24 protein-coding genes are annotated in these 25573 nt (G+C 44.6%); 8 read left to right on the forward strand and 16 right to left on the reverse strand.

The window, feature by feature from the left end; genetic code table 11:
• Window positions 1-390 precede the first annotated feature (390 nt).
• On the forward strand, window positions 391-2001 hold the full coding sequence (gene guaA, locus AC5JPT_RS09385; RefSeq protein WP_493857892.1) for a glutamine-hydrolyzing GMP synthase: 1611 nt from the start codon (window positions 391-393) through the stop codon (window positions 1999-2001).
• A 209-nt stretch (window positions 2002-2210) separates the two neighbouring features.
• On the opposite strand, the gene AC5JPT_RS09390 is transcribed toward guaA, so the two are convergent.
• From AC5JPT_RS09390 to AC5JPT_RS09405, 4 genes are all read right to left on the reverse strand, one after another.
• Window positions 2211-3119, reverse strand: a complete 909-nt coding sequence (locus AC5JPT_RS09390; protein ID WP_493857893.1) for an SRA domain-containing endonuclease — start codon at window positions 3117-3119, stop codon at window positions 2211-2213.
• Window positions 3120-3255: 136 nt separating this feature from the next.
• A complete protein-coding gene (locus tag AC5JPT_RS09395) occupies window positions 3256-4260 on the reverse strand; it encodes an oxidoreductase (RefSeq protein WP_493857894.1) in 1005 nt (334 codons plus the stop codon).
• A 194-nt stretch (window positions 4261-4454) separates the two neighbouring features.
• Window positions 4455-5432, reverse strand: coding sequence for a zinc-binding dehydrogenase (locus AC5JPT_RS09400; RefSeq protein WP_493857895.1), 978 nt, complete (start codon window positions 5430-5432; stop codon window positions 4455-4457).
• Window positions 5433-5728: 296 nt separating this feature from the next.
• Complete coding sequence (locus tag AC5JPT_RS09405; protein WP_319050797.1) at window positions 5729-5983, reverse strand: DUF2798 domain-containing protein; 255 nt, start codon at window positions 5981-5983, stop codon at window positions 5729-5731.
• Between the two features lie 343 nt (window positions 5984-6326).
• On the opposite strand from AC5JPT_RS09405, the gene AC5JPT_RS09410 reads away from it, so the two are divergent.
• Together AC5JPT_RS09410 and AC5JPT_RS09415 are read left to right on the forward strand one after the other, a co-directional pair.
• On the forward strand, window positions 6327-7010 hold the full coding sequence (locus tag AC5JPT_RS09410) for an aspartate/glutamate racemase family protein (protein ID WP_493857896.1): 684 nt from the start codon (window positions 6327-6329) through the stop codon (window positions 7008-7010).
• A gap of 86 nt (window positions 7011-7096) precedes the next feature.
• On the forward strand, window positions 7097-8044 hold the full coding sequence (locus AC5JPT_RS09415) for an alpha/beta fold hydrolase (protein ID WP_493857897.1): 948 nt from the start codon (window positions 7097-7099) through the stop codon (window positions 8042-8044).
• 2 nt (window positions 8045-8046) lie between these two features.
• Here AC5JPT_RS09415 and AC5JPT_RS09420 read toward each other — a convergent pair whose 3' ends face one another.
• The 6 genes from AC5JPT_RS09420 to AC5JPT_RS09445 all read right to left on the reverse strand — a co-directional run bounded on the left by AC5JPT_RS09420 (window position 8047) and on the right by AC5JPT_RS09445 (window position 13321).
• The gene (locus AC5JPT_RS09420; RefSeq protein WP_493857898.1) at window positions 8047-9090 is read right to left on the reverse strand and encodes an NAD(P)H-dependent flavin oxidoreductase; all 1044 of its coding nucleotides are present in this window, start codon (window positions 9088-9090) and stop codon (window positions 8047-8049) included.
• A gap of 161 nt (window positions 9091-9251) precedes the next feature.
• Complete coding sequence (locus AC5JPT_RS09425; protein WP_493853859.1) at window positions 9252-10013, reverse strand: hypothetical protein; 762 nt, start codon at window positions 10011-10013, stop codon at window positions 9252-9254.
• 174 nt (window positions 10014-10187) lie between these two features.
• Entirely contained in the window at window positions 10188-10565 is a 378-nt protein-coding gene (locus AC5JPT_RS09430; protein WP_493857899.1) for a DsrE family protein, read from the reverse strand.
• 224 nt (window positions 10566-10789) lie between these two features.
• Window positions 10790-11332, reverse strand: coding sequence for an acyl-CoA thioesterase (locus AC5JPT_RS09435; protein WP_493857900.1), 543 nt, complete (start codon window positions 11330-11332; stop codon window positions 10790-10792).
• Between the two features lie 50 nt (window positions 11333-11382).
• On the reverse strand, window positions 11383-12480 hold the full coding sequence (locus AC5JPT_RS09440) for a YheT family hydrolase (protein WP_493857901.1): 1098 nt from the start codon (window positions 12478-12480) through the stop codon (window positions 11383-11385).
• A 244-nt stretch (window positions 12481-12724) separates the two neighbouring features.
• On the reverse strand, window positions 12725-13321 hold the full coding sequence (locus AC5JPT_RS09445; protein ID WP_493857902.1) for an IMPACT family protein: 597 nt from the start codon (window positions 13319-13321) through the stop codon (window positions 12725-12727).
• A gap of 196 nt (window positions 13322-13517) precedes the next feature.
• Here AC5JPT_RS09445 and AC5JPT_RS09450 point away from each other — a divergent pair, with 196 nt between their 5' ends.
• A complete protein-coding gene (locus AC5JPT_RS09450; protein ID WP_319050787.1) occupies window positions 13518-14222 on the forward strand; it encodes a pseudouridine synthase in 705 nt (234 codons plus the stop codon).
• Between the two features lie 358 nt (window positions 14223-14580).
• Window positions 14581-15645 carry a disulfide isomerase DsbC N-terminal domain-containing protein gene (locus tag AC5JPT_RS09455; protein ID WP_493857903.1) on the forward strand — a complete coding sequence of 355 codons (1065 nt, stop codon included), beginning with the start codon at window positions 14581-14583 and terminating at the stop codon, window positions 15643-15645.
• Between the two features lie 186 nt (window positions 15646-15831).
• On the opposite strand, the gene AC5JPT_RS09460 is transcribed toward AC5JPT_RS09455, so the two are convergent.
• A complete protein-coding gene (locus AC5JPT_RS09460) occupies window positions 15832-16482 on the reverse strand; it encodes a DUF2939 domain-containing protein (RefSeq protein ID WP_493857904.1) in 651 nt (216 codons plus the stop codon).
• Between the two features lie 416 nt (window positions 16483-16898).
• Between AC5JPT_RS09460 and dnaJ the strand changes: the two genes are divergently transcribed.
• From dnaJ to AC5JPT_RS09475, 3 genes are all read left to right on the forward strand, one after another.
• A complete protein-coding gene (gene dnaJ, locus AC5JPT_RS09465; RefSeq protein WP_319050784.1) occupies window positions 16899-18035 on the forward strand; it encodes a molecular chaperone DnaJ in 1137 nt (378 codons plus the stop codon).
• Window positions 18036-18207: 172 nt separating this feature from the next.
• On the forward strand, window positions 18208-19038 hold the full coding sequence (gene dapB, locus AC5JPT_RS09470) for a 4-hydroxy-tetrahydrodipicolinate reductase (protein ID WP_493857905.1): 831 nt from the start codon (window positions 18208-18210) through the stop codon (window positions 19036-19038).
• A gap of 40 nt (window positions 19039-19078) precedes the next feature.
• A complete protein-coding gene (locus AC5JPT_RS09475; RefSeq protein ID WP_493857906.1) occupies window positions 19079-19975 on the forward strand; it encodes a hypothetical protein in 897 nt (298 codons plus the stop codon).
• A 97-nt stretch (window positions 19976-20072) separates the two neighbouring features.
• Here the strand turns inward: AC5JPT_RS09475 and AC5JPT_RS09480 are convergent, their stop codons facing one another.
• The 5 genes from AC5JPT_RS09480 to AC5JPT_RS09500 all read right to left on the reverse strand — a co-directional run bounded on the left by AC5JPT_RS09480 (window position 20073) and on the right by AC5JPT_RS09500 (window position 25210).
• Window positions 20073-21248, reverse strand: a complete 1176-nt coding sequence (locus AC5JPT_RS09480) for a type III PLP-dependent enzyme (protein ID WP_493858462.1) — start codon at window positions 21246-21248, stop codon at window positions 20073-20075.
• Window positions 21249-21361: 113 nt separating this feature from the next.
• Entirely contained in the window at window positions 21362-21916 is a 555-nt protein-coding gene (gene def / locus AC5JPT_RS09485) for a peptide deformylase (RefSeq protein ID WP_493857907.1), read from the reverse strand.
• 206 nt (window positions 21917-22122) lie between these two features.
• Complete coding sequence (locus AC5JPT_RS09490; RefSeq protein ID WP_319050780.1) at window positions 22123-22377, reverse strand: GlsB/YeaQ/YmgE family stress response membrane protein; 255 nt, start codon at window positions 22375-22377, stop codon at window positions 22123-22125.
• Window positions 22378-22755: 378 nt separating this feature from the next.
• Window positions 22756-24240 (reverse strand): UDP-N-acetylmuramate:L-alanyl-gamma-D-glutamyl-meso-diaminopimelate ligase, encoded by a 1485-nt coding sequence (gene mpl, locus AC5JPT_RS09495; protein ID WP_493857908.1) that lies wholly within the window; start codon window positions 24238-24240, stop codon window positions 22756-22758.
• Between the two features lie 325 nt (window positions 24241-24565).
• Window positions 24566-25210 carry a copper resistance protein NlpE N-terminal domain-containing protein gene (locus AC5JPT_RS09500; RefSeq protein ID WP_493857909.1) on the reverse strand — a complete coding sequence of 215 codons (645 nt, stop codon included), beginning with the start codon at window positions 25208-25210 and terminating at the stop codon, window positions 24566-24568.
• Window positions 25211-25573 lie beyond the last annotated feature (363 nt).

Genomic DNA, 25573 nt, shown 5'->3' on the forward strand with positions numbered 1-25573 from the left:
ACTAATATTTCGCTATTGTTTGAATATATTTTTTATTGGATAGCAGTGCTTTATCGTCATTTAAGGATAGGTGTTAAGTGGGTGTAGTCGTTGTACTCTTGAGAAGATTTATAGCTAAAACATACTGAATAAAGAGCCGCTATAAAAACACAAGAATCGTTATATAGATATGATGCTGTAGCAAGTGAAAAGTTAGGAAAGTCTTAAACATACAACAATACGATTGAAAAATAATAGGATGCCAGAGGACAAGGTCGTTTAAATGACAGGATTGAATGTTTTTTCTAAAGAAAATGATTGAATAGTGAAATATTGCGGAGGAAGTAACCCTTATGAGGCGTAAACTTGTTAAAATAGGGCACCAATTTATCTATTGATGGACATCGATTTATGACCACTGCCGCTGCCACTCCTACAATCAAAGAAGATCGCATCTTAATTCTCGATTTTGGCTCGCAATACAGTCAGTTAATCGCCCGCCGTGTGCGCGATTCTGGGGTGTTTTGTGAGATGTTCCCTTATGACATCGATACTCAGCGCATCATCGATTTTGGTGCAAAAGGCGTCATCTTATCGGGTGGTCCTGAGAGCGTTCATGCTGAAAACAGCCCACGTATCAACGATGCAGTGTTTGAGCTAGGCGTGCCCGTATTAGGTATCTGCTACGGCATGCAGGCGATGGCAGACCGTTTCGGCGGGCAGGTTCATGCCAGTGATATTCATGAGTTTGGTGCCGCGACCATTGATGTCACTGGTCACTCGCAGCTCACTGACGGTATCGAAGACAGCAAGACTGACGGCGCGGCTGCCAAGCTAAACGTTTGGATGAGTCATGGTGACAAAGTCATCGAAGCGCCTGAAGGCTTCGACATCATCGCCAGCACGCCAAGCTGTCCGATTGCGATTATGGCCAATGATGACAAGCAATACTATGGCCTACAGTTCCACCCAGAAGTCACACATACCCTACAAGGTCAAGAGTTGCTTGGTCGTTTCGTCCATCAGATCTGCGAGTGTGCAGGTGAGTGGACGCCAGACAACATCGCTGATATGCGTATCGCACAGTTAAAAGAGCAAATCGGTGACAAGCAAGTATTGCTAGGTCTATCGGGCGGTGTTGATAGTTCAGTCGTAGCCGCGCTATTGCATAAAGCAATCGGCGATCAACTGACTTGTGTGTTCGTTGATAACGGTCTCTTGCGTCTACACGAAGGCGACCAAGTCATGCAAATCTTTGCAGAAAACATGGGTGTAAAAGTCATCCGCGTCGATGCTGAAGATTTGTTCTTAGATGCGCTAGCAGGCGAGTCTGATCCAGAGAAAAAACGTAAAATCATCGGCAAGACGTTTATCGACGTATTCGCTGATAGCGCGCGTCAAGTGAGTGAGCAGAGCGATGGAAAAGTCGTTGAATTCTTGGCACAGGGTACGATTTACCCAGACGTGATCGAATCTGCTAAGTCGCATCAAGGCAAAGCCCACGTGATTAAGAGCCATCATAACGTTGGCGGTTTGCCAGATGACTTGGCATTCAAACTGATTGAGCCGTTACGTGATTTGTTCAAAGACGAAGTGCGTAAGCTTGGTATTACGCTAGGGTTACCAGCCAAAATGATCTATCGTCATCCGTTCCCAGGTCCAGGTTTGGGTGTACGTATCCTTGGTGAAGTTAAGAAAGAATACGCCGACGTGCTGCGTTTGGCTGATGCCATCTTTATGCAAGAGCTTGAGCGTTCAGGCTGGTATGATAAAACGGCACAGGCATTTGCCGTATTCCAACCTATCAAATCTGTCGGCGTGGTCGGTGATGGCCGCCGCTATGCGTGGGTCATCGCGCTACGTGCGGTTGAGACGGTAGACTTTATGACCGCTCGCTTTGCACATCTGCCATATGATTTGATCGAGACGGTATCGAACCGCATCATGAATGAAATCGCTGACGTATCACGCGTGACTTATGATGTGTCGAGCAAGCCACCTGCAACGATTGAGTGGGAATAATTCGTTTACGTATTCTAAACGGCAACGGTGTTAACCTCGCTAGATGTACAAATACGTACTATCTGCGCTCGGTTGCCTTGTTACCATCTTAGATTACGTAAACTTATCTAATAGCTTTTCAACTCAAATTTTTTGAATTGATATACAGCTTGTCGTCAATAAAAAAACACTCAACTTTGTTGGGTGTTTTTTTGGTTGTTACAAGTACCTTATTGGTTTAGACTAGCTTCGATAGCAATAACTGTATCCATTAATTTACTGTTAAATTCTAAATGATCTAGAGAGTAGTGAGCTTTTCGATGACATATAGGGCACAACGCGATAACGTTTTGAGGTAAGTCTGCCCCACCGTCTGCCAACCTAGTTAAGTGATGGACTTCAAGGTAAGGTCCAGACTTAGTTTCAAATGGAGCTATTTTGTTACACCCTTCGCATATGCCATTAGCTCTTTTCTTAGCATAAAGTTTAATTGCTCTACTACGGTTTTGGATAGACTGAATTTTTTCTTGTGTACTTCCTTGGGTTGGCGTTGAACTTAAAGCAATCTCTCGTAATTTTTGTAATGACTGGCCTTTGCTAGGCTTAGTAATGTACATCGCTTTAGGTGATTCAACTAATTTGGAAGTTAGAGTGTGAGCTGCATCAATATTTCGATTGTTGACTATATCTAGATGGAAAACGATAGCCTCGCGAAGATTACCATTTCTATCTGGCCGCTCTTCAATATGATGAAAAACATAATTGCACGTTCCTAGAAGCCGTACATAACCTCGTGATGTAGATTCAAAGAGTAGGATTTCTTTATTGTTTTTTTGATGATCGCGAATAGCTAAATTGCCTTTAGACATTTTCATGTCACCCTCTTGTCCTTCTCCTGTGTATTTAAAGGTACCGTTAGGATCGAAATCGTCAATATATCCATACTCGCTACCAGAATCACCTGTAAATATAAATATATATGGATGAGCGGCAGGAGTAGCTATACCACCATATTGTTGGCCTTTATACCTACCGTGTATATCAGCACGCCTATTATAAATTTTTCCTATTTCAAACAATTTAGCTTCCTTATTATTAACATTCCATAAAGTTAATATACTAAACTTAAGTTCGTTCAAGTCAATTCATGTTTTTCGGATTTTTATTCTAAGTTTCAACATAGATAAATTTTTCATTGTTTATATGCAAAAAAAAGCGATGCTCTTTTAGATAAAGAACACCGCCACTGTTTATAATATCTGTCTTGAAGAAAACCTAACCCTTCACATTCACCACATAACGCCCAACTACTTTGCTCGACATAAAGCGATCTAAATACTCTGGCGTTTGCTCTAGCGTAATCTCTTCGCCATAGCTCTCAAGATTGGGCAGTTTCATATCAGTGGCGACACGTTTCCAAATAGCTTCTTTGTCAGCCAATGGAATATAAACCGAGTCGATACCCAGTAATGATACTGCTCTAGTGATAAACGGCATGACCGTCATGGAGAACTCAGCACCACCTGCTAGACCACAATTGGTCACTGCACCGCCCGCTTTGGTTTGCTTGAGCAAGTTAGATAGATACTCACCGCCGAGGGTATCGATAGCGTTTGCCCACAGCTCACGGCCGACAGGTTTTTTGCCGATTTCATTGATGGTATCGCGATGACGGACTTCGCTTGCGCCCACTGCTTTTAAATGATCGCTTTGCTCTGGCTTACCTGAGAATGCGATAACTTCGTAGCCGAGCTGCTTTAAGATAGCGATACTGATCGTACCGACGCCACCCGTTGCCCCAGTTACGGCAACTGGACCATCACTTGGTTTTGCACCCATTTTCTCTAGTTTTTGGACACTTAGTGCTGCGGTCAGTCCGCCCGTACCATAGGTCATCGCTTCTTTTAGTGTCAGCGTCTCTGGGCATGCTAGCGCCCACTCTGCTGGTATAGAGATCATTTGACCCAGACCGCCATCGGTATCCATACCGAGATCATAGCCGAATACCAATACCTTTTGCCCTACGCTAAACGTGCCTGACTTATCACTGACGACCACGCCCGCTGCGTCGATACCAGGGGTATGTGGATATTCTCTGGTGATTCGCTTGTTGCCTGACGCTGACATTGCATCTTTGAAGTTCAATGACGAGTAGTGTACTTCGATGAGTAGGTCGTTCTCTGGCAGGTCGCTGACACTACGTTCTTGGATACTTTTTTTGAATTCACCGTCCTCGGTTTCTTCGACGACGAGTGCTTTGAATGTTGTGTTGTTTGACATAGTTATATCCTTATTCGGTTTTATTATGGGTACTTATTGATGATGTAGCGACTATACTAGCGTCGCACTATGGTTAGAGACGTCTGGCCAAAGCAAAAGAGCCCACGGTATTATCTGACGAGTAATACGAGCGGGCTCTTTTGGATGTCATGTTACTTCTCTAGAGGACAGTCATTGTAAGGGTAGTATATTGCTTACGGCTTTAGGATGACCTTGCCTTTTTTGTTTGATTGTACTTTTCCAGAGACGGCAGTTGTGATGTCATCCAGGCTATAGATGGCTTCGATAGGGAGTTTTAGATCGCCGTTCGAAGCGCGCTCTAGTAGCTCATCGATCAGACGTTGTTTGTTATCGAGATCCATTTCTTGACTGGTTTTGCTGCCCCAGAACCCTTTTACCACCGCTTGTTTAAAGATGAGGCTACCAGCGTCTAGTGCCATTGGCTTGCCTGACATAATACCAAATGAGACCAGCGTGCCTTTGCTGCCCAGTAGTGATAGCAACTCATTGCTTGACTCACCGCCGACAGAGTCAACGGCTGCGGTAATCTTGTCATCACCGATGATGGCGCGGACTTGGTCTTTCCAATCATCGTCAGCGGTGACGACGTTGTTTTTGATATCAAGTGCAGTCAGCTCTTCAAGCGAGTCTTTACTACGTACTAGATTGATGGTATTCACGCCGCGCGCGGCAGCGAGCATGGCTAGTGTCTTACCGACTGCGCCATTTGCAGCGTTATGAATAATCCACTGACCGCTATCGACTTCTAAGAACTCTAATAGCATCAAGGCAGACAATGGCATAGCAATCAGCTGGGCTGCTAGCTCGTCTTTGATACTGTCAGGAATGACAAATACCATATCGGCAGGGGCGACAAAATACTCGGCCCATGTCTCATGCACACTGGCGCAAGCGACTCGCTGACCGACACTGAGATCTGTGACGTCGTCGCCGACAGCATCGATGATACCTAGCGCTTCACTACCACCGATGGCTGGCATCTCAGGCTTATAGCCGTATTGACCGCTGACGGTTAGCAGGTCATGGTTGTGAATAGGGGAGAGAATGGTTTTGATGCGGACTTCGTTGGCAGCAGGCTGCGGCATGGGACTATCGCCCACGCTTAAGACGTCAGAGGGTTTACCAAAACTGTTATGAATAGCACTACGCATGATGATTTCCTTTGCTTATTTGTGGTTTTATTTATAAGTATATTAAGAGTCTGAATAACCAGCTAAAACATGATGTTATCAAGGTTATCCACCAATATTTTTTTGTTCGAGTGAAAACAATACCACGATAATGATAAATATAGGCTATCGATTCACAAAGATAATATACTTGAAAAAGGATACTATACTTAAAAATAGACTGGTCGTCTAGACAGTGGATACATTCGTGCTAAATGGATTTTATTATAGAAAGTTTGGCTTACATCGGTAATATTTTTGTCTGCTACCTAAGTGCTCTAATAAAACTCAATACGACTGAGGACATGCTCTTGTATCATATAGGCACAGATATACGCGCTCGGCCATGCAAAGATAAAGGCTAATCCCCAAGAGTGCATCAACTCTGCAAAAAAGCCATCAACGTAGCCTACTTTTACCAATAATAGCGCTGACGAGATAATAAGCGACATCATCATCGCCATGAGACCTGTAAAAATAAGACGATAGAGTTTGCGACGGATGCGTATTCTGATAGTGGGGAAGTTTGTCATAGTGTTCGGTGTCCTACAGGATGATAGCAAATAGCGACGCTCAGCCTATGATGCTGGCGTATGGCATACATCTATGGTAATTAACAAACGTAGCCGACAGGATAGCTGGCTACGAGCGCACATGATACGCCTCAAAAATGAGTAGGTAAAATCGTTATTATTAATGGTAGTAATCGTTGTATATTGATTACAAGGGTTTTGTTTTGAGCAAAATAGCATTTATACACACGCGCATACTATAAATAGCCAACGTTGCTACGATAATTGGCGATGAGCCAGACGATAAAATACCTAGGAGAGTGACATGGCAGATTAACAACAGCGTGACTTTGAACAACGAACATTGGGCATCATCGGCGGTATGAGCTGGGAGAGCACCGAGAGCTACTATCGCCTGATTAATGAAGGTATCAAACATCAGCTTGGCGGACTACATTCAGCAGACTTGATGATCCATAGCGTGGATTTTGCCGCGATCAATGAGTTACAAGAGCAAGGTCAATGGGACGAGCTGGGCGCGATAATGGCTAGTAGTGCTCAGCGTTTGCAAGCAGCGGGCGTGCAAGGCATCATGATCACCTCCAACACGATGCATAAATTGTTTGATAACGTAGCAGCTGTCACAGCGCTGCCGTTGATTCATATCGCTGATGCGACTATCGAGGCTATCAAAAAGCAAAACCTGACCACAGTAGCACTACTCGGTACGCAGTTTACAATGACTCAGGACTTTTATAAGCAGCGCCTGATCGATGCAGGCTTGCAAGTGCTGATACCAGAGCAGGATGCAAGAGTAGAGGTACACCGTATTATCAAAAGAGAGCTGTGCGTTGGTGAGTTTAAAGACAGCTCAAAAGCGTACTATCGTCAAGTGATTAAGGACTTGGCAGCGCAAGGAGCAGAGGGTGTGATATTAGGCTGTACTGAGATTGGTCTACTTATCAAAGAAACCGATAGCTCAGTTCCTGTATTTGATACTACTGCTATTCATGCTGCGGCTGCGGTAGAGTTTTTGTTAAATAAATAAAGGCAGTGGAAAAGGCTAGAGCACAAAAGGGTGGCATAAATAGGTGTTGTGCGACTCATTTACCGATAACTAATAAGGATGTTTTGATGTCATTGATGCGTATATGTTTTCCTCTTTTCTTGGCTTTGTCCGTTGCCAGTTGTACAACGCCTAATAGTTTCACCGTTGCCACAACCCAAAAAATCATCCAGCACGAGCGCAATAAGTCTGATCTGACCACTAAGGTGTTTACGCTGGCGTCAGGTGAGCAGCTGACGTATGCCGAAAACAACAATACCACTGCTGAGCCTTTATTATTGATTCATGGCTTTGGTAGTAATAAAGACAGCTTTACGCGTGTTGCAAGCGAGCTTGGAGACTATCACCTCATTATCCCAGACCTACTAGGATTTGGTGACTCAAGCAAGCCCGATAGCGCAGACTATCGCGCAGATGCACAAGCGCAGCGCTTACATGAGTTGATGCAAGCGAAGGGCACCGCTGCCAACCTTCATCTAGGTGGTAACTCTATGGGCGGTGCTATCAGCGTGGCGTATGCAGCAAAGTATCCAACCGATATCAAAAGTCTTTGGCTCATCGACAGTGCAGGATTTTGGTCAGTAGGTGTCCCAAAATCACTGGAAAATGCCACGCTTGAGAACAACCCACTATTGATCAATAAAACAGAAGACTTCTACAAGCTGTATGAGTTTGTCATGTACAAACCGCCTTATCTACCTAAAACGGTGCAAGCAGTCTTTGCCCAAGAGCGTATTGAAAATAAAGCGCTACATGCCAAAATTCTTGAGCAAATCGTGGTAGACAATGTTGAGGCACGCGCCGCAGTCGTCGCAAACTATAACATTCCAACGCTAGTCGTTTGGGGCGAAGAAGACCGAGTCATCAAGCTTGAAACCACAGGATTGATCAAAGAAATCATCCCGCAGGCACAAACTATTATGATGCCTAAGGTCGGTCATGTGCCGATGGTCGAGGCGGTAACAGAGACTGCTGAGGATTATAAAGGGTTTCGGGAGGGGCTTAAAAGTGAGTAAATCTATAGCTGTTTTACCAACCGCCCAAGCAGATCAAGCGTGCTTTCTTGTTTGACTAAAGCCACCCCTTGTCCTGCCCATAATGATAGATGTTCTGCATCAAGATTATGAGCAGCATGCGCGCGCATAGACTTAGTCATAGCATTGAGTTGCGGGTAGGGTGGTAGCACATCCGTGTTCTCAAACTGAGCAAAATCACGTAGATAATCGTTCAATAAACCACGAGCGAGCTTACCTGAAAACAAACGAGTTAAGCGTGTTTCTGAGCTACGTCTGCTGTGGCTGGCATCGAGTAAGGCTTGTTTATAGGTGTCGTTAATACCGCATTGATCTGTGGTCAAAAACGCTGTTCCCAGTTGCGCAAGCTCAGCACCAGCGGCTTGTACTGCCTTGATATCTTGTGCTGTCATGATGCCGCCTGCTGCAATCAACGGAATCTCTATGCATGCGCGCGTTTGGCTAATCAGTGTCAGCAATCCCAAAGGATCGGTTTCGCTTTGTGGCAACCAGCCACCGCGATGACCGCCAGCTTCCACGCCTTGCACGCAGACCGCATCAGCACCAATCTCGCTCCATGCTTTGGCTTCTAATGGATGATTTGCCGTACCGACGACGCGTGTGCCGAGACTTTGTAGATGCTGAACCTGCTCTGCGCTGATAATACCAAAGGTAAAACTGGCGACAGGCACAGGGTTGTCATAGAGCACTTGTAGCTGATCTGCGAAATTCTGAGCGGGGCGTTCAGGTAATTCGGCGACTATGCCATTCTCTTGATAGTACTCACTTAGCCAAGCAGGTATAGCGGTATCAAAAATGTTCGAATCATACTCGGAGAGCACCATCAGATTAATCATAAAAGGACGGTCGGTCAGGGTCTTAATCGTATTGATTTGGCTATCCAAAACATCTGGTGCGGTCATGCCAGATCCCAATGAGCCCAACCCACCAAAGTTACTTACCGTCGCTGCCAGTTCAGGTGTGGTTGCGCCTGCCATCGGTGCTTGGATGATCGGGTAGGTTAAGTTTAGAGTATCAAGTAAGGTCATGACGGGTAGCCTTTTATTAAGGTGTTTGCATGACTTACTTTAACAGAGCTGAGTACAGAGTATATGAGATAGTGTTTATTTAGTTAGGAAATAGGAGGGGGGGGGTTTGGACTACAGTTTTATAGTTAAGATAGTTGACTATGAAAATGTCGCTAAGTGAATCAGCTACATTTTTTATCATACATATCTGAATAGAAGTTTGAGAAATAATCGACAGTAATTTCTAAACCATCTGGATTGTCCTTCCACTTAGGTATGTCACTCCCAATGTTAGCGTACTCTTCGTAAATACCATTATTACTGGGACGAATAGAGTCAGGAGCTTCAACAAGTCCTACCAAGCGTTTTTTGAGAGTGATATAACCGTCGCTTACTCTATAGTTTTCTGCATCTTGATAAACATAACCTGTATAAAAACTCTCATTATCAGAATTTCTTATTACCTCATTTGTCATATTTGTAGAGAAAAAAGGAGGCAGTTTGCTAACAGTGTAATTGTTATCTAAGTAGCTCTTTAATCTGTTATAAGTTTCATTCTGTTTTTCTTCAGTCTTTACATTCTTGACGAATAAAACTCTCTGCAACGAGTCTTTTTCATTAAAAGACATCACTGCTATGTTGAAATTAACATTGGCAAATAGACTGGGTTTACCTGTGTGCATTGTCCAATTAGGTAGAGTAGTAAAGTCATCCTCACAAAAAATATTAACCCCATTTATGTCTTGACCTATCTGTCTAACATTATCAGCTAGATTGAAACTGTCTGCTTGCGAGTTGTTAAGCGTGAAATAAAAGGGTTCATCCTTTCCCTCAGGAATAGCCTCTTTTATTTTTGCTTGGCTGATAGTTGTTTCAGAACACCCTGTCAAAAGCATAGTAGGTAAAAGAAAACTGAAAAAAACATTAGCTGATTTACTATTCATTTTTATATTTACTCATTACTTATAATATATTAATGAGATATTAGCATACTAAAGTTCATGTATTTAAGTTCTTAAAGTGTTCAGCGAAACAAAAAAAGGTCAGTCCCCAAACCATCAAAACGATGATTAAGAAACTGACCCACTTCTGTAGCTTTATTAACTGTTTTTTTACTTTTAGCTCAACTGCAACGACCCTTTCGCATTCATCAGCAGCTCAACCACATCATCACCGCTAATGACTTCAAAGCGTTTGTCGATGTCTGATTCTTCGACACCGCCATGTTTCATACAAGCGCCGCAGACTAGTACTTGTCCGCCTTTTTCGATGAAGGTCTCTAGTAACTCGCCAGCGGGCTCAAACGGATCGCCAATATCGACACCGTTTAGTGCGTTTGGTTTTGCCAGATGTACCGCATCCACCATGAGTATGACAGTAGCAGAATGACCTTTTTTGAGTGCTACGCCAGCCATAGTAAAGGCTAGGGTGATCTTGCTTGGGTTTGTCTCGCTATTATCAAATAACGTACCGACAAAATCCGTCATGTTAGCCATATTGTTCTCCTTATAGGACTATTTTTAGGTGAGTCAAATATAATACTCACTATTATTCTAACATTTATTATATATATTTATATAATGAGTTGTTATGGAATAGTAGCTATAAGGTGACTTGTTTGTGACATGACTTTAACTTGCCTGTAGTGTGCTTTTTCATGGCTTTGACGTGCTTTTAATCAATGTTCAGCAGCGCCGTTTTTAGCTAAGCGACAGGCACATTATTCCGTTGGCGGCCATGGACGATCAGCATCACTCTTGATCCATTCAGCCACGTAACCCGTTGGCGGGAGATCCCAATCAGACTGTCCTAATGCTGCCAGTACCTGTGCCGTGTCGATTACCCGTCCGCCTTTGGTCACACCCGTACGCAGTAATCCAGACGAGCAAGGCTTGCCCTTGACCCACATCGATTGCTCGATATAGAGCCAGCGCGCATCGATACCGACGATTTTGGTCTTTAGCGTGACTTTGTCAAAGGCGCGAATACGCTTACGGTATTGGATAGTACTGCCAGCGATGACCAAACCCCAACGCTGTTTTAGTAGCTGGTTGCCAAGACCTGTCCGTACCGCAAAGTCCATACGCCCCAAATCATACAGCGTAAATACGCGACCGTTATTCATCTCCAAAAAGTTATCGATATCAGACAAACGGCAGCGAAACTGAATCTCACTGGTGTCTTTGAACGTCAACGTATCACCTCGTTTTGCTTTTAGGGCGGCATGAGCGATGGTGGCGGCATAGCGGATAAATGGATACATAGAGCACTCTCAAAAGTTTGTAAACGTTGGCGTTATTATTTTGTCATTGATTATTTGTTGTCAGAGACCACATCTTGAGAAGGCCCGCTAATAGAAGCCAAACCAATCCAATTAAAATAAGCACTAACCGTTTCAGGTATCCAGTTAATATCGAATTTTGAAGTCTTAGATTTTTTATCATTGGTGACAGACGGTTTGCTTTTGGTCTGAGCACTGTCTGAGCGATAGCGCAGATAACCGATATGTCCACCGTGTTCCGTATCCAAGATAGTGACGCTATCAGAGACATCGTTTGGCGTTGCGGTAAAGCCAATGAAAGGATCGTCTTTTGCACTAATTAATAGTAGAGGCTTGGTGACGCTGATCAAGTAAGGTAGGGCAGAAGAAGAGTGATAATAGTGATTGTTAGAGCGGTAGCCATGACGGGGCGCAGTAAAGATATCATCGAAGTCGCTGATACGATTGACGGCTTTGATAGCATCAATTTCTTCTTTGGTGATGTCGTTCGCCAACGCTTTTTTAATAATTGGATTGAGCAGATAAGGCGTATAGATACGATGACTCAAAAAACTATGCATAGTAATGGCAGCTGATGACATATCGACGGGAGCAGAGATGACCGCCGCGCCTTTGCAAATGGCTTCGTCACCATACTCGCCCATATATTTCGCTAGTGCATTACCACCAAGTGACACGCCAGCCGCATAGATATTGGCATACTGCGCACGTAAGTTCTGTAGTGCGTGATGCACCTCATTGGTATCACCGGCATTATAAAAAACTCGTCCATTAGCTGGAATACCGCCACAACTACGAAAGTGCACCACTACAAAATGCCAGCCTTGCGCGTGCATCTGGTAAGCCAATGCACGAGCATAGTGACTGTCACTGCTACCCTCCATGCCGTGGAATAGGACAATCAACGGCGTTTGCTCAAGTGCTCCATCAGTCGATGGATTTATAGGATGCGCATCATAAAAGTCGTAAGCAATATCGGTTTCACTCAAGGAATCTTGCATCACCACACGGCGATACGTTGGTGCTTTGGGCGCAAAAAACTTGGGCAAGATGCTCTGCAAATGAGGGTTGGTCAGCCAAAACGGCGGCTTAAAGGGAGCTGGAGAAAAAGTTGTGGTCGAGGTGGACATATAAGGTTCTTATTTAAAGAGGGTTAAAAAGTAGTGTTTTTATCATAACGCTAGTACCTACGAAAACCAATGATTTTCAGTGAACGCATGCTTACTGAAAAACAGCTACTGAAAGTAGTTGTTCCAAAGCATTTTTTTAGAAGTAGCTATGCAATACAGAGACCAAAAGCAGCAGTTGAAAAAAGCGACTAGCAATAAAGCTGTCTAAACGAGCAGACGAGAGCAGTTAGTCAGATTTTTAACCTTATGGCTGATTCAACACGCGACCATCCATTGCCAAACGCTCTTTTAAATTATCAATGTCTGCTTCAGCAAGTGTTGCGTTCAAAGTGACTTGTTTGCTGTATGCGACATCATCAACACGCCCACCAAGACTCTCTATGATATAGCGGCATTGTGCCTCAGTCGCAAACGTCGCCAGCACCTGCACTTGTGCCATCGGTACATAGGGGCTCAATATCATCTCGTCAACAGCTGCTTGGGCCGCGCCTGCATAAGCACGAGTAAGACTGCCAGCACCTAATTTGATACCACCAAAATAACGCACCACGATGATAATCACGTTGCCGATGGACTTGTGTTGCAGAACATTTAATATCGGCCTGCCAGCCGTACCGCTTGGTTCACCATCATCATCGAACCCTGCACTGGTGGTGTTGTCAGGGTCACCAACGATATATGCCCAGCAAAAATGACGGGCATCAGGGTACTGCTCGCGTAGTTGTTCCACGTGAAACATAGCTTGCTCGCGGGCGGTCACAGGATAGGCATAAGCAATAAACTCGGACTTTTTGATTTCTAGGCGCGCGGTAACCGCACGTTTTAGCGTTTGATAGCTCATATTTCATCAGGCTTAGGTTGGATATGTTAAACTGGTCTGACTGTCACTGGCTTTTATATTGGGCGCAGTGTTCATTCAATTTTTCATTATAGTACCATTTCTAACCATCGAAGATAACGAGGCGCTCACGGCTGAGAGCTGGTATCGTTAGTTTCTGATTTAGGGCTGGTATCATAAAACCGATGGTAGTCATAGTATGCGTTTAGATAAATTTATTAGTAAAGCCACCGAGCTGTCACGCAAAGAATCAAAAAAAATCATGCACGCCGGCGAAATCACCGTGAACGATCAAGTGGTCAAAGACCCTGGTCTACATGTCGATATCGTCAATGACGATGTGATGTGGGCAGGCGAGCCACTGTCAGTGGCTACTGGCAATCGCTATATATTGTTATATAAGCCTGAGGGCTTTGAATGTACATTAAAAGCCAAAGAGTATCCAATCGTCACCGAGCTGATTGCGGTACCAGAGTTGGGTAGCTTGCGTATTGCGGGACGTCTCGACGTCGATACCACCGGCGCACTGCTCATGAGTGATGATGGTGGCTGGCTACACCGCGTCACTAGCCCCAAGCACGAGCATGCCAAGGTGTACGAGCTGACCTTAGCAGATGCGATGGATAGCGATTCACAAGAGAAAGCTGTGAAAAAAGTCGCCGAAGGGATTCTATTAGAGGGAGATTTTGAGCCAACCAAGCCTGCTGTTCTAGAATTCATTGATGAGACTCATGCACGCCTGACACTAGAGCAGGGTAAGTATCATCAGGTCAAACGCATGATGGGCTATTTTGGCAATAGAGTCACTGAGCTGCACCGTGCTAGTATCGGTCATATCAATTTAGAAGGTTTAGAAAAAGGCGATAGCCGCTTCTTAACACCAGAAGAAGTTGCCAAGTTCTAGTTATAGACTGGATTTACTCTTCGCACTATCATTTTTAGACTATTGTTGTACAACTCATAAGCAGCCGCGACACCGTGTGCTGCTTTTTGCTGTCCGCTGTTTTTGTTTACCGTTTTCATCCACTGTGCTTGTGTTGCCTATCTCTTAAGATTAGGTAGCAGTTTTGCGATAGGGGCCATTTATCACTTTGCAAAACCATCCTATGTGCTACAGTTATTTTTATCTATAGCGTGACTTGTCTATTATCACTTGCCGAGTCTGATTTGCTCAGTATGCCTGAGTCGTAAAAATAATCGTTATCGAAAAACTATCATCATTGAATAACCGTCATTATCAAAAACCAGATAGGAACCCTTCAGTGACATTATCTGTATTAAAACCTGTCAGTCTAATCAGCGTTATACTACTAGCAACCACGGCCTGCGCTCAGCCAAGCTCAGCGGATGCTACCAGTGCTCAGTTGAATAACAACAGCCAAAGCGCGCAAAAATCCAAAGCGGTAAGTACGGTTATCGATCAGCGCTTGCGCCAAGTATTGACCCAGGCAGGTATCAAAACGCAAATTACCTCTATCGTACCTTCCAACTTACCTAATATGTATCAAGTAAACTTGGCAGGGCAGTTACCGTTGCACATCACTGAAGATGGTAGATATGTCATCCAAGGTGAGCTGCAAAAGAATCCAAGCAAGCGGGTAGTGACCAAAACACCAGTACGTAGCACGAGTGCGCAGGTAGGCAAACCTGTCAGTGCTAGCGTCAAATCTGACATGCTAGCCAATATGGCAGCGCTGAAAAACATGAGTGCTAAAACGCCATTCTTTTATACTGCCGTACCAGGCGTGATTTGGGGAGCAACGCTAGAAGGCGTGCCGTTTTTACTATCAGATGATGCACAGTACATTACTGATGGTGAAATATCAGTGATCGAAAACGGTCAATTTATCGGGCTCGATGAGAATTTTGAAAAGCGCAAAAATCAGGCTGTATTTGTGACATTGGATAACAGCCAGTTGATTACTTATCCAGCGACTAGCCCTGAGAAAGCCGTTATCTATGTTGCGGATGATGTGAACTGCCCTTACTGCCGCAGACTGCATCAGCAAGTACCATCGCTCAATGCAAAAGGCGTGACGGTCAATATCATCGGCTATCCAATATATGAAGCATCACCTGAGCAAATGCGGGGTATCTGGTGTCAAGCTGATGAAGACAGTCGTCGTCAAGCATTTGATAAGGCGATGCTACAAGGTCAGATGACACCTGCATCCTCAAGTTGTACCGTCGATCATGTCACGCCCAATCGTGAAAAAGCCGCGGGACTCGCGGTAATGGCAACGCCAGCCATTTACCGTGAAGATGGTGTGCTATATCAAGCGAGTTTTGAAAGCCCTGAGTTCTTAGAGTTTCTGGGCGTAGAGTAACGATGTCAGCATAATACAACATTCATGATTCATGTAGTCCCGCACTTCAAGCGAACAGAAAAAACCGCCTTATGACGCTACGTATAAGGCGGTTTTTTGTTTCATCTAATAGCAGTTCGAATACCATAGTTTAAGGGTTATAGTTCGAATGCTATAGTTTAAAGGTCATTGGCTGCCAAAAAATAGTTATGGTAGCACCACATCTACAATTTTCCATCCGATCAGGCCTTCACGCTGCATCTCGATAGTAAGTGGATAGCCTTTCACTTGACCACTAATATCGAAGCAATTGATACCGCAATAGCTTAATGTTGGTTTTTCGCTGTCATTACCTTGGGCGGCTTGTTGTTCAAGCTCAGCCGCTTGTTTATTCATGACTTGCTGCATTTGGCTTTTGACCACAGCATCGACGTCGCCGCGTTGAGTAATCAAGCTTCGAATAAGGTTTTTTAGATCAACCTGATCACTAGCGATTGCCCATGCAGCAGCCAGCTCTTTGGTGGCTGTGTTTGCTTGGCCTTGGGTATTAATGAGCTTTTCGATATTTTGCGGGATGATGGCACCGTCGACGGCTTGCGTAATAAAGCCATTGGCCGCTTGGGTAAGTGGCTCACCACCCAGCTCAGAGATCAGTGGGTACTTGGTCAGGGTCGTCGCAAATTGACCAGTCAGCTGATTTTGAATACTTGGTCGCACCTGCTCATAGTCAATAGCTGCTGCGATAGTGGCCCCATCTTTATCATCATAAGCGTTTTTGAGCTGATAGGCGCTGTAGTAAGGGGAGCCTGCATAGACGACTACCGCAATGATGATTAATAAGAACATCAGCTTTTTCATAAGATTTGGCACCTTGTTGCGTGTTGTCGCAAACGTTATCGCTATAGGTATAAATGGCTGTAGATATGGCGGTAAATATTAGCACGACTGGACATTACTTCGGTACGAAAAGCTGTGTAGCAACCTTAATAAATCGTGTATATCGCTACCTAACAGCGTTAACTGCGAATTTCATGGCTTAAGCGCTTGATAAATCAGCAGACCATCTCCATAAATAGCGCAAACTTTTTATAATTGATTTGGCTAAGCAGCCCACCAAATTTGCTTGTTGCAACCACTTGTTATTAGCCCGTATTACTGTTGTTTTTTATGTTTCACATGAAACCTAATCGTGTAATTACATACGAACAAAGAGCTAATGAGTAACGTTGATGAGTCAATGAGCTGGCGGCACTGCGAAGACGATAGGAGAAACCATGAGTAAACGCGATTTTTATGAAGTATTAGGTGTCAGCAAAACCGCTGACAGCAAGGAAATTAAGCGAGCCTACCGCAAGCTTGCTATGAAATACCATCCAGATCGCAACTCTGATGATCCTGACTCTGATGACAAATTCAAAGAAGCATCGATGGCTTATGAAGTGCTAAGTGACGAAGAAAAGCGCTCAGCCTATGACCGCATGGGTCACGCGGCTTTCGAAAATGGTATGGGCGGCGGCGGTTTTGGCGGTGCAGGCGGCGGCAACTTCCAAGACATCTTTGGCGATATCTTTGGCAACTTTGGCGATATCTTTGGTCAATCACGTGGCGGCGGCGGTGGACGTTCACGCCGAGGCTCAGACTTACGTTATGTCATCGAGCTGACATTAGAAGAAGCGGTACGTGGCTGCAAAAAAGAAATCAGCTTTACTGCGCCAGCGCCCTGTGATACCTGTGATGGTAAAGGCGCAAAAAACGCCTCTGATGTCGTGACCTGTCAGATGTGTCATGGTCAAGGTCAAGTGCGTATGCAGCAAGGCTTCTTTGCAGTGCAGCAGGCTTGCCCACAGTGCGGTGGCTCTGGTAAACAGATCAAAAACCCATGTCCTGACTGTCATGGTAATGGCGTCAAAGACAAATCACGCACACTAGAAGTGTCTATCCCAGCAGGCGTCGATGATGGTGACCGCGTTCGCCTAGCAGGAGAAGGTGAGGCGGGCGGTGCAGGTGTACAGAACGGTGATCTGTATGTCGAAGTACGTGTCAAACAACACAATGTCTTTACCCGCCAAGGCGCTGACCTATACATGGACGTACCTGTTAGCATCACCGATGCAGCATTAGGTAAAGAAGTTGAAATCCCAACCTTAGATGGCAAAGTAAAGATCAAAGTCGCAGAAGGTACACAAAGTGGCAAATTGCTGCGTGTACGCGGCAAAGGCGTGACGCCAGTACGCACCACAATGAAAGGTGATTTGATCTGCCGCGTTGTCATCGAGACACCTGTCAACTTGACACGTGAGCAAAAAGATCTGTTACGTCAATTCCAAGATACTTTGGATGATGACAGCAAACATCAGCAGTCACCACACAAAAAATCATTCTTTAAAAAAATCGGCGATTTATTCGATTAAAAAATAGTCTAACTAAGTAGCTAGTACTAAACTAAGCCCAAAGGTTTCACATGAAACCTTTGGGCTTTTTCTTGTGCTGATAAAAAACCACTCAGGTAATGATATTTGCTAAACTTACGATAAATGATATTCACAATAATCCCAGTAAATATAAAGTATTTAAGGTAGAGAGATGAGTCAACAAACAAATGAGCAAGCCATCAAAGTTGGTGTGATCGGTGCAGGTGGTCGTATGGGCCGCATGCTTATCGAAGCCGTGCAGAACAATTCAAAAACTATGCTTAATGCCGCGATTGAGCGCCAAGGATCTAGTCTCGTCGGTGCTGATGCAGGAGAGATTGCTGCTATCGGATGTTTAGAGGTACAGATTGTTGATAACCTAGAGACTGTGATTAACGACATCGATGTGCTGATTGATTTTAGTCTGCCTGATGCGACCGAGCAAAATATGCAAGTCTGTGCTGAGCACAAGGTGGCAATGGTTATCGGTACGACTGGGTTCAATGAAGCCCAAGAGCAAGTACTAGCAAAAGCAAGCGAAGCAATCGCCGTCGTGTATGCTGGCAACTATTCGACGGGCGTAAATTTATCATTAAAACTACTTGGCATGGCCGCAAAGGCATTTGGTGCTGATGCTGATGTAGAAATCATCGAAGCACATCATAAGCATAAGATTGATGCGCCATCTGGGACAGCCTATATGATGGCAGAGGCTGTCGCCGACGCCCGCGGACAAAATCTAAAAGACGTCGCTATCTATGGCCGCGAAGGACAAACGGGCGAGCGTGAAACAGGAACCATCGGTATACATGCCGTACGCGGCGGCGAGATCGTGGGTGACCATACCGTAATGTTTATCGCAGATGGCGAGGTGGTTGAGATCACCCATCGCGCACGAGAGCGCATGACGTTTGCCGCAGGTGCTGTACGTGCCGCGACGTGGGTGACCGAGCAAGCAGTTGGGCAATACAATATGCAAGATGTACTAGGTCTGAATGACTAAAGCGCATTGATAATGGCGTGGGAACAATGAGGGGATGCAGGTGAGCCGTATTAGAAATGATACAAAGCACAAGTTGGCGAGTACTATTTTTGCGGTCAACATTGCTAACCGTATATGTTTCCCAGTGTTTGCCCTGAGTCTGGCTATCCTACCTATTGCAGTACAAGCGAGTAGCGTCGAAACCTATGTAATTCACACTTATGGTGGTGCGGCACTACTACCCGCAGTCAGACAACAGCTAAACACTAGCGCTGATGGTGGTACGGCAAGTGTGTATCAGGACCAGCTGATACTGAGAGCTACACCTCGCAATTATCAAACGATACAGCAGCTACTCGTGCAGATTGATCGTCAGCCGCAAGCGCTCACCGTTGCTGTACGTGTTGGGGGTACTCAGGACAGTCAAAGTAGCACTCGGCAGGGTCAAATCATTATTACCAACCGAGGTATCAAAGGGTCAGGTATTATCAACCAGCGTCGCAGCCAGCAGCAGAGCAATAATCTATACCAAGTACAAACGCTGTCTGGCAGCGCGGCCAGTATCAGTACAGGCACGCTCTACTCACTCTACAATACTAATATTTATTCAAGTTATACTCGACCCCCAAGACAAATCATTATCCAGAATCAAGTATTGCTACCGACTAGCAGAGGCATCGCTGTCATACCAAGGCTACTGCCCAATGGACAGGTTGAGGTCACACTGTCTCAAGTTGAAGAAACATTAGCTAAAAACGGAGTTGCGCGATCCAAATCGTCTTATCGTCAACATAGTTATGGCAATAATATGGTCGATGCTCAAAGATTGAACAGTACGCTCACTGTGCCACGTGGACAGTGGGTGACGATTGGTCAAATCTCACAAACCTCAATCAGTAGCGGCAGTCGAACGTCTAGTAGCAATAATAACGCACCGGTTGCTTTATTGGTTCAATAGCCTCTCAATCAAACAGCCAACCACAAAAAAAGCGCGGTGCTGTGATTAATCTATAATCAACAACGCTGCGCTTTTTTATGGACAACAGGTTTGAAATCTAGTCAATATAAACCACTTCGAGCGGCGGGAAACCGTTGAACTCTACCGATGAGTAAGAGTTGGTATAAGCGCCAGTGGTGAGCCAGTAGATTTTGTCACCAATCTCAAGCTCTTGAGGCAGCTGATAACCAGCTTCTTCGTACATAATGTCGGTTGAGTCACAGGTCGGGCCTGCCAGTACGACGGTACCTTCGCTGGTTGAGGTTTCCATCTTGGGCGTATAGACAGGATACTTGATGGCTTCGCCTAGCGTTTCGATCAAGCCTTGGAATAGACCGACATCCGTGTATACCCAGCGGGTCAAATCGGTATCTGATTTACGCGAGATAAGCACGACATCACTGACCAGCACACCTGAGCCACCGACCAATGAACGACCTGGCTCCAAGATGATTTCAGGCATCTCTTCAGCGTTGTAGTCATCGGTTAAGTAACTGGTAATCTCTTCGGCATAAACCTTGATCGGGTTGACTTCACTGATATAGTTGGTTGGGAAACCGCCGCCCAGATTGATCATCTGTAGCTTGATGTCTTCTTCGTTTTTCATCCAATCAAACATATATTTGACCTTGGCCAATGCATCATCCCATGCAGCCACGTCTTTTTGTTGACTGCCCACATGGAATGAGATGCCATACGGTACCAAACCCAGCTCGCGTGCTTGAACCAACAAATCAATGGCCATATTAGGGTGACAGCCAAACTTGCGCGATAGTGGCCACTCTGCGGTCTCTGAACCTTGAACCAAAATACGAACAAACACTCTAGAGCCTGGGGCATGTTTGGCAATATTTTTGAGATCAGCTTCTGAGTCGGTAGCGTATAGATCGATACCTTTTTCAAAAGCATATTTGACGTGTTCGGCTTTTTTGATGGTATTACCATAAGAGATGCGAGAAGGCTCAACCTCGCAGTCTAGCACTCGATCAAGCTCATAGATTGACGCGCAGTCAAAGTTTGAACCAAGCTTTGCTAATAAGTTGATGACTTCTACCGCAGGGCTGGCTTTCATTGCATAGTGCAATTTGGCAGTCGGAAATAGACTGACCATTTCGTGGTACTTTGTTTCTATGCGACTAAGGTCTACCACCAGAAATGGGGTCTCACGACCTTCGGCAGCTTTGGTAAATTTCTGCCAGCTGGCAGGTTCAAAATATTGGTCGATTTTGATCATTGTCATAGTAATAAACCTTTAGTAAAAACAATACCCAACAAAAAACGTCGCCACACCGTGAATGTTATAGAGTCACAGTCACGTTAGGCGAGACGATATTAAGGATAAGAAATTTAAGAGTTGAGGGTTTGTGCTTGCTTGTCAGCCGCCTGAGCTTCTTGTTTTTCTCGTATTTTGACGACTTTACGAACTTTATCACGCGCACGAGTTTGCTTTAGACGAGAGAGGTAGTCGACGAATATCACACCATTTAGATGATCCATTTCATGCTGGATACAGACAGCAAGTAAGCCTTCTACTTCTTCATCAATGATGTTACCTTCACCATCCAAAGCTTCGATGCGTACCTTGGTAGGACGTTCTACTTTGTCATAGACGTCAGGCACAGATAGGCAGCCTTCTTCATAGGGTTTTTTGTCATCTACCAAGGGCGTGACTTTTGGATTGATAAATACTCTAGGAGCAGTTTTGTCTTCAGACAGATCCATGACGATAAGCTGAATGTGACGATCGACTTGGCTAGCAGCAAGGCCAATGCCTTGAGCATCATACATCGTCTCGATCATGTCAGCGATTAAGGTTTTGATTTCAGCTGTCACTTCCTTGACAGGTTTGGCAATCGTGCGCAAACGCGGGTCTGGGTAACTTAAGATAGGGAGTAGTGCCATAACGCTCACCTCAATGATAGGGACAAAATAGGGTTGATATTATAAGATAAATGGGGACAAAAGTAATGCTTATCAATACTTTCCCGTTCATATTAGGTTCTATGAGTCTATAGAATAGAGAGGTTGATGTTTGGTGATACAAAAAAACCTCGCTTGTTGCGAGGCTTCTTTGAGTGTTTCATGTGACTACTAACTATGTGCAGCAATTATGCACGTCGTTTGTTTACAATCATTTCATACAAGAATAGCAAGATAATGGCACCGATTACTGAGAAGATAAGACCAGTGAAGCCGCCATCCGCATTAATACCAATCAAACCGGCAATGAAGCCACCTAGCATAGCACCGACGATACCTAATACAATCGTCATGATCCAACCCATAGGATCACTACCTGGCTTGATAGCACGTGCCAATAAACCTGCGACTAGACCTACGATAATCATCCAAATAAAGCTCATGTTATTCTCCTAAATTATTAATATTTATAATATGTCGTTAATTTGATGACTCCATTGTAAACAGTCTTCAAACACAAAAGTAAGCACGAAATGTTACCTGTGTAGGGGCTATGTGAGAAAAAAGTCTGATTTGCTATTACGTACAGGTAATAAGTAAACGAAAGGTTACAAAGGTAGCCGTGGTGCTAACAGGAGAGAATGTTGGCAGGTTGCGAGAGGTGAGTGTGTTCAAAAGCGCTTGCTTAGAAACAACTTATCCAGAAAAGCTAATTTGGAAAAGGCTAGATAAGTAAACTGGAATAAAAAAATGCAGCTCGTTTGCTAAACGGCTGCACTTTGCCCCATAGTAAATGCTGGATCTATTCTTTGGTTAATCGTCTAGTTATTACGCAGTGCAGTGAGCAGACGCTGATGAATACCCTCAAAACCACCATTAGACATGACGACAATGGCATCGCCTGCCTGTGCATGGGTAATGATATGTTCGATGATGGTATCGATGCTAGACATCACTTGCTGGTTACCGATAGAGTCACTTGTAGTGCAGGCGTGTTCGATGACTTCTTTTAGACCCCATTCTAGGCCCGTAGGCTCGTACCATATCGTATAGTCAGCGAGAGCAGCTGACTCAGCCAAGCTGTCTTGGTGAATACCCATTTTCATCGTATTACTACGTGGTTCGATAATCGCCCAAAGTCGTCTGTCGGCCAGTTTCTTTTTGGCGCCGTCCAAAGTCATCGTAATAGCGGTTGGATGATGAGCAAAGTCATCAAAAACGAGGATATCGTTTACATCACCGATCAGCTCCATCCGGCGTTTGATACCAGCAAACGCAGACAGCGCAGCGCAAGCAGTAGAAACGCTCACGCCAACGTTGTAAGCTGCTGCAATAGCAACCAAGGCATTGTTGACGTTATGAATACCGCTCATCGACCAATTTACGATAGCAGTTGCTTCTTTATCAGCTGCAAAGCTTACTTGGAACTGGCTGCCATCTGCTCGAATAAGCTCAGCTTGCCACTCGCTATTGTCTTTTAGCGTATCGTCCGTGTTCGAAACAGTAGTAGAGTCGATAACCGCCGTACGCCAGATAGGAGTCCAGACCCCTTTTGCTAACGTATCCTCTAAACTGATGGTCGCGGCAGGCATGATGATTTTACCCGTGCTTGGAATCATACGTACCATGTGGTGAAACTGAGTCTGAATAGCATCAAGATCTGCAAAAATATCAGCGTGATCAAACTCTAGGTTGTTCAAGATAGCAGTACGCGGGCGGTAATGGACGAACTTTGAACGTTTATCAAAAAACGCAGAGTCATATTCGTCGGCTTCAATGACAAAATAACCAGAAGGGACGGTATTATCATCGTTTGTTGTTTCTGCGCCCAGATAGCTACTGTGTGCAAACACCTTTTGCAAGTGCTCATCAGTCGTATCGACTAGTGGCACACCGCCGATCAAAAATCCTGCATCGATACCAGCGTAATGTAGTATCCAAGCGAGCATAGTGGTCGTGGTGGTTTTGCCATGGGTACCTGCGACGGCTATCACATGACGGGACTGCAACACTTGCTCGGACAAAAACTGTGGACCTGAGGTATAGCGTAGACCACTATCTAGCATATACTCGATAACATCCATACCACGTTTCATCGCATTACCAACGACGACTAAGTCTGGCGCTGGTTGTAGATGCTCAATGAGGTAACCTTCTTCGATAGTGACGCCAGCATTTTCAAGTTGGGTAGACATAGGAGGGTATACGTTGGTATCTGAACCAGTAACGGTATGCCCAAGTTCACGCGCTAATAACGCTAGCGAGCCCATAAAAGTACCACAAATACCAAGGATATGAATATGCATAGACGTTCCGTACGAGCTAGAATAAAGGAGGTAAACAGCTAATGAATGATAAGGTTTGGTGTGCTTAGCCGCTATCAGCAAGGATTAGTGCTTTGATCAGGCGTTGCCACTATAGCAGTGTGGCAGATCAGCAATCATTGTAAAGTAAACGCTGTTCGATGACCAACAAAAAACGCCCAACAAGTAGGCGTTATGTGGCTGACAAAATATGACTCGTCCAAAACGATGTTGAATACAGCTTACCTATTTAGAGAGGTAGGTTGTTGATATTGAGTTCATTGATGACTGCTCACGTCGTTTTACTAGTGACTATTTGCGCTAATGATTATTTACGTGACAACGTATAGTCGTTATTGAGATTCTTTTGCTCATCTATCAAAATCAAATGGTTGTCTTGAATGTGATAGGACTCAATGTTCTTGTCTTCGTATACGATGGTGATTTTGTCATTGTCTTGACGATAAACGCCAGATTCAAGTAAAGGGGGTCGCGGTCGTTCTGGATTGTGATAGGTACTGGCTTTCAGTACAGAACCGTCAGCAAATAAGTTTAATGTGACATCAATACTGTCGCAGTCTACGCAAGGCACCATACCGCCATAATCGCCCATTAATGTTGCTTGTAACGTACTGCTATTCGATTTTGAATAGGGTACCGATGATTTGGTTTTTCCATCATTATTTGATTGGGCAGCAGCAATAAGCGATTGCCCTTCGGTAGACTCGCTCAAGTTACTATTGGCATCTGATAGGGAGGTGCCGTCACTCTCTTCTGGCTTGTTTTGCGGTTCAGTCGTATCCGATGTATTGACAGAGCCAATTTTGGTCATCATGTCTTGGTCAGCATTAGATGAAGCGCTATCACAACTGGCCAACAGCGCACACAGCGGCATCGCCAACAAAGGTAGACGCCAGCGTTTGATAACAGTAAGTGTAGTAGAGCGAATGGGTGCAAGAGATATCATGGTCATACCAAAAACAGTTTCTAAATAGTGTTTCTAAAAAATCACCCTTACTATCGAAACCCCAAACTATTGACAATATAATGCCGTTGTCGAAACTAATCGACATTGGGGAATACAAGTTTAACGATAAAATAAACTTAGGAACTTGAGAACGTCATCTGCTCATCGAGATGCAGATAGCCTGTCGTTCTAAAGCAATTGAGCTATAAGGGCTAACGACTAATTGAATAAGCTGTATAAAGATATCAAAGGGTTAGGAATATCTCTGTAGACTTTTTGTTGTGCTTATTATATGTGCTAGATAAAAGAATATAGTTTTGCATCTGTCGATCGCCCTAATAGAGCTAATAAGAGATATTTAACAATGAC

Source organism: Psychrobacter sp. H26 (assembly GCF_059073035.1).

What these genes read in the sequence shown, in the direction of transcription:
- dapB (WP_493857905.1), top strand. Translation starts at nt 18,208, where the DNA reads ATGAGTCAACAAACAAATGAGCAAGCCATCAAAGTTGGTGTGATCGGT.
- AC5JPT_RS09500 (WP_493857909.1), bottom strand. Translation starts at nt 25,210, where the DNA reads ATGACCATGATATCTCTTGCACCCATTCGCTCTACTACACTTACTGTT.
- AC5JPT_RS09405 (WP_319050797.1), bottom strand. Translation starts at nt 5,983, where the DNA reads ATGACAAACTTCCCCACTATCAGAATACGCATCCGTCGCAAACTCTAT.
- AC5JPT_RS09395 (WP_493857894.1), bottom strand. Translation starts at nt 4,260, where the DNA reads ATGTCAAACAACACAACATTCAAAGCACTCGTCGTCGAAGAAACCGAG.
- AC5JPT_RS09420 (WP_493857898.1), bottom strand. Translation starts at nt 9,090, where the DNA reads ATGACCTTACTTGATACTCTAAACTTAACCTACCCGATCATCCAAGCA.
- AC5JPT_RS09480 (WP_493858462.1), bottom strand. Translation starts at nt 21,248, where the DNA reads ATGATCAAAATCGACCAATATTTTGAACCTGCCAGCTGGCAGAAATTT.
- AC5JPT_RS09430 (WP_493857899.1), bottom strand. Translation starts at nt 10,565, where the DNA reads ATGGCTAACATGACGGATTTTGTCGGTACGTTATTTGATAATAGCGAG.
- def (WP_493857907.1), bottom strand. Translation starts at nt 21,916, where the DNA reads ATGGCACTACTCCCTATCTTAAGTTACCCAGACCCGCGTTTGCGCACG.
- mpl (WP_493857908.1), bottom strand. Translation starts at nt 24,240, where the DNA reads ATGCATATTCATATCCTTGGTATTTGTGGTACTTTTATGGGCTCGCTA.
- AC5JPT_RS09440 (WP_493857901.1), bottom strand. Translation starts at nt 12,480, where the DNA reads ATGTCCACCTCGACCACAACTTTTTCTCCAGCTCCCTTTAAGCCGCCG.
- AC5JPT_RS09400 (WP_493857895.1), bottom strand. Translation starts at nt 5,432, where the DNA reads ATGCGTAGTGCTATTCATAACAGTTTTGGTAAACCCTCTGACGTCTTA.
- AC5JPT_RS09415 (WP_493857897.1), top strand. Translation starts at nt 7,097, where the DNA reads ATGTCATTGATGCGTATATGTTTTCCTCTTTTCTTGGCTTTGTCCGTT.
- AC5JPT_RS09450 (WP_319050787.1), top strand. Translation starts at nt 13,518, where the DNA reads ATGCGTTTAGATAAATTTATTAGTAAAGCCACCGAGCTGTCACGCAAA.
- AC5JPT_RS09435 (WP_493857900.1), bottom strand. Translation starts at nt 11,332, where the DNA reads ATGTATCCATTTATCCGCTATGCCGCCACCATCGCTCATGCCGCCCTA.
- AC5JPT_RS09445 (WP_493857902.1), bottom strand. Translation starts at nt 13,321, where the DNA reads ATGAGCTATCAAACGCTAAAACGTGCGGTTACCGCGCGCCTAGAAATC.
- AC5JPT_RS09490 (WP_319050780.1), bottom strand. Translation starts at nt 22,377, where the DNA reads ATGAGCTTTATTTGGATGATTATCGTAGGTCTAGTCGCAGGTTTATTG.
- guaA (WP_493857892.1), top strand. Translation starts at nt 391, where the DNA reads ATGACCACTGCCGCTGCCACTCCTACAATCAAAGAAGATCGCATCTTA.
- dnaJ (WP_319050784.1), top strand. Translation starts at nt 16,899, where the DNA reads ATGAGTAAACGCGATTTTTATGAAGTATTAGGTGTCAGCAAAACCGCT.
- AC5JPT_RS09425 (WP_493853859.1), bottom strand. Translation starts at nt 10,013, where the DNA reads ATGAATAGTAAATCAGCTAATGTTTTTTTCAGTTTTCTTTTACCTACT.
- AC5JPT_RS09460 (WP_493857904.1), bottom strand. Translation starts at nt 16,482, where the DNA reads ATGAAAAAGCTGATGTTCTTATTAATCATCATTGCGGTAGTCGTCTAT.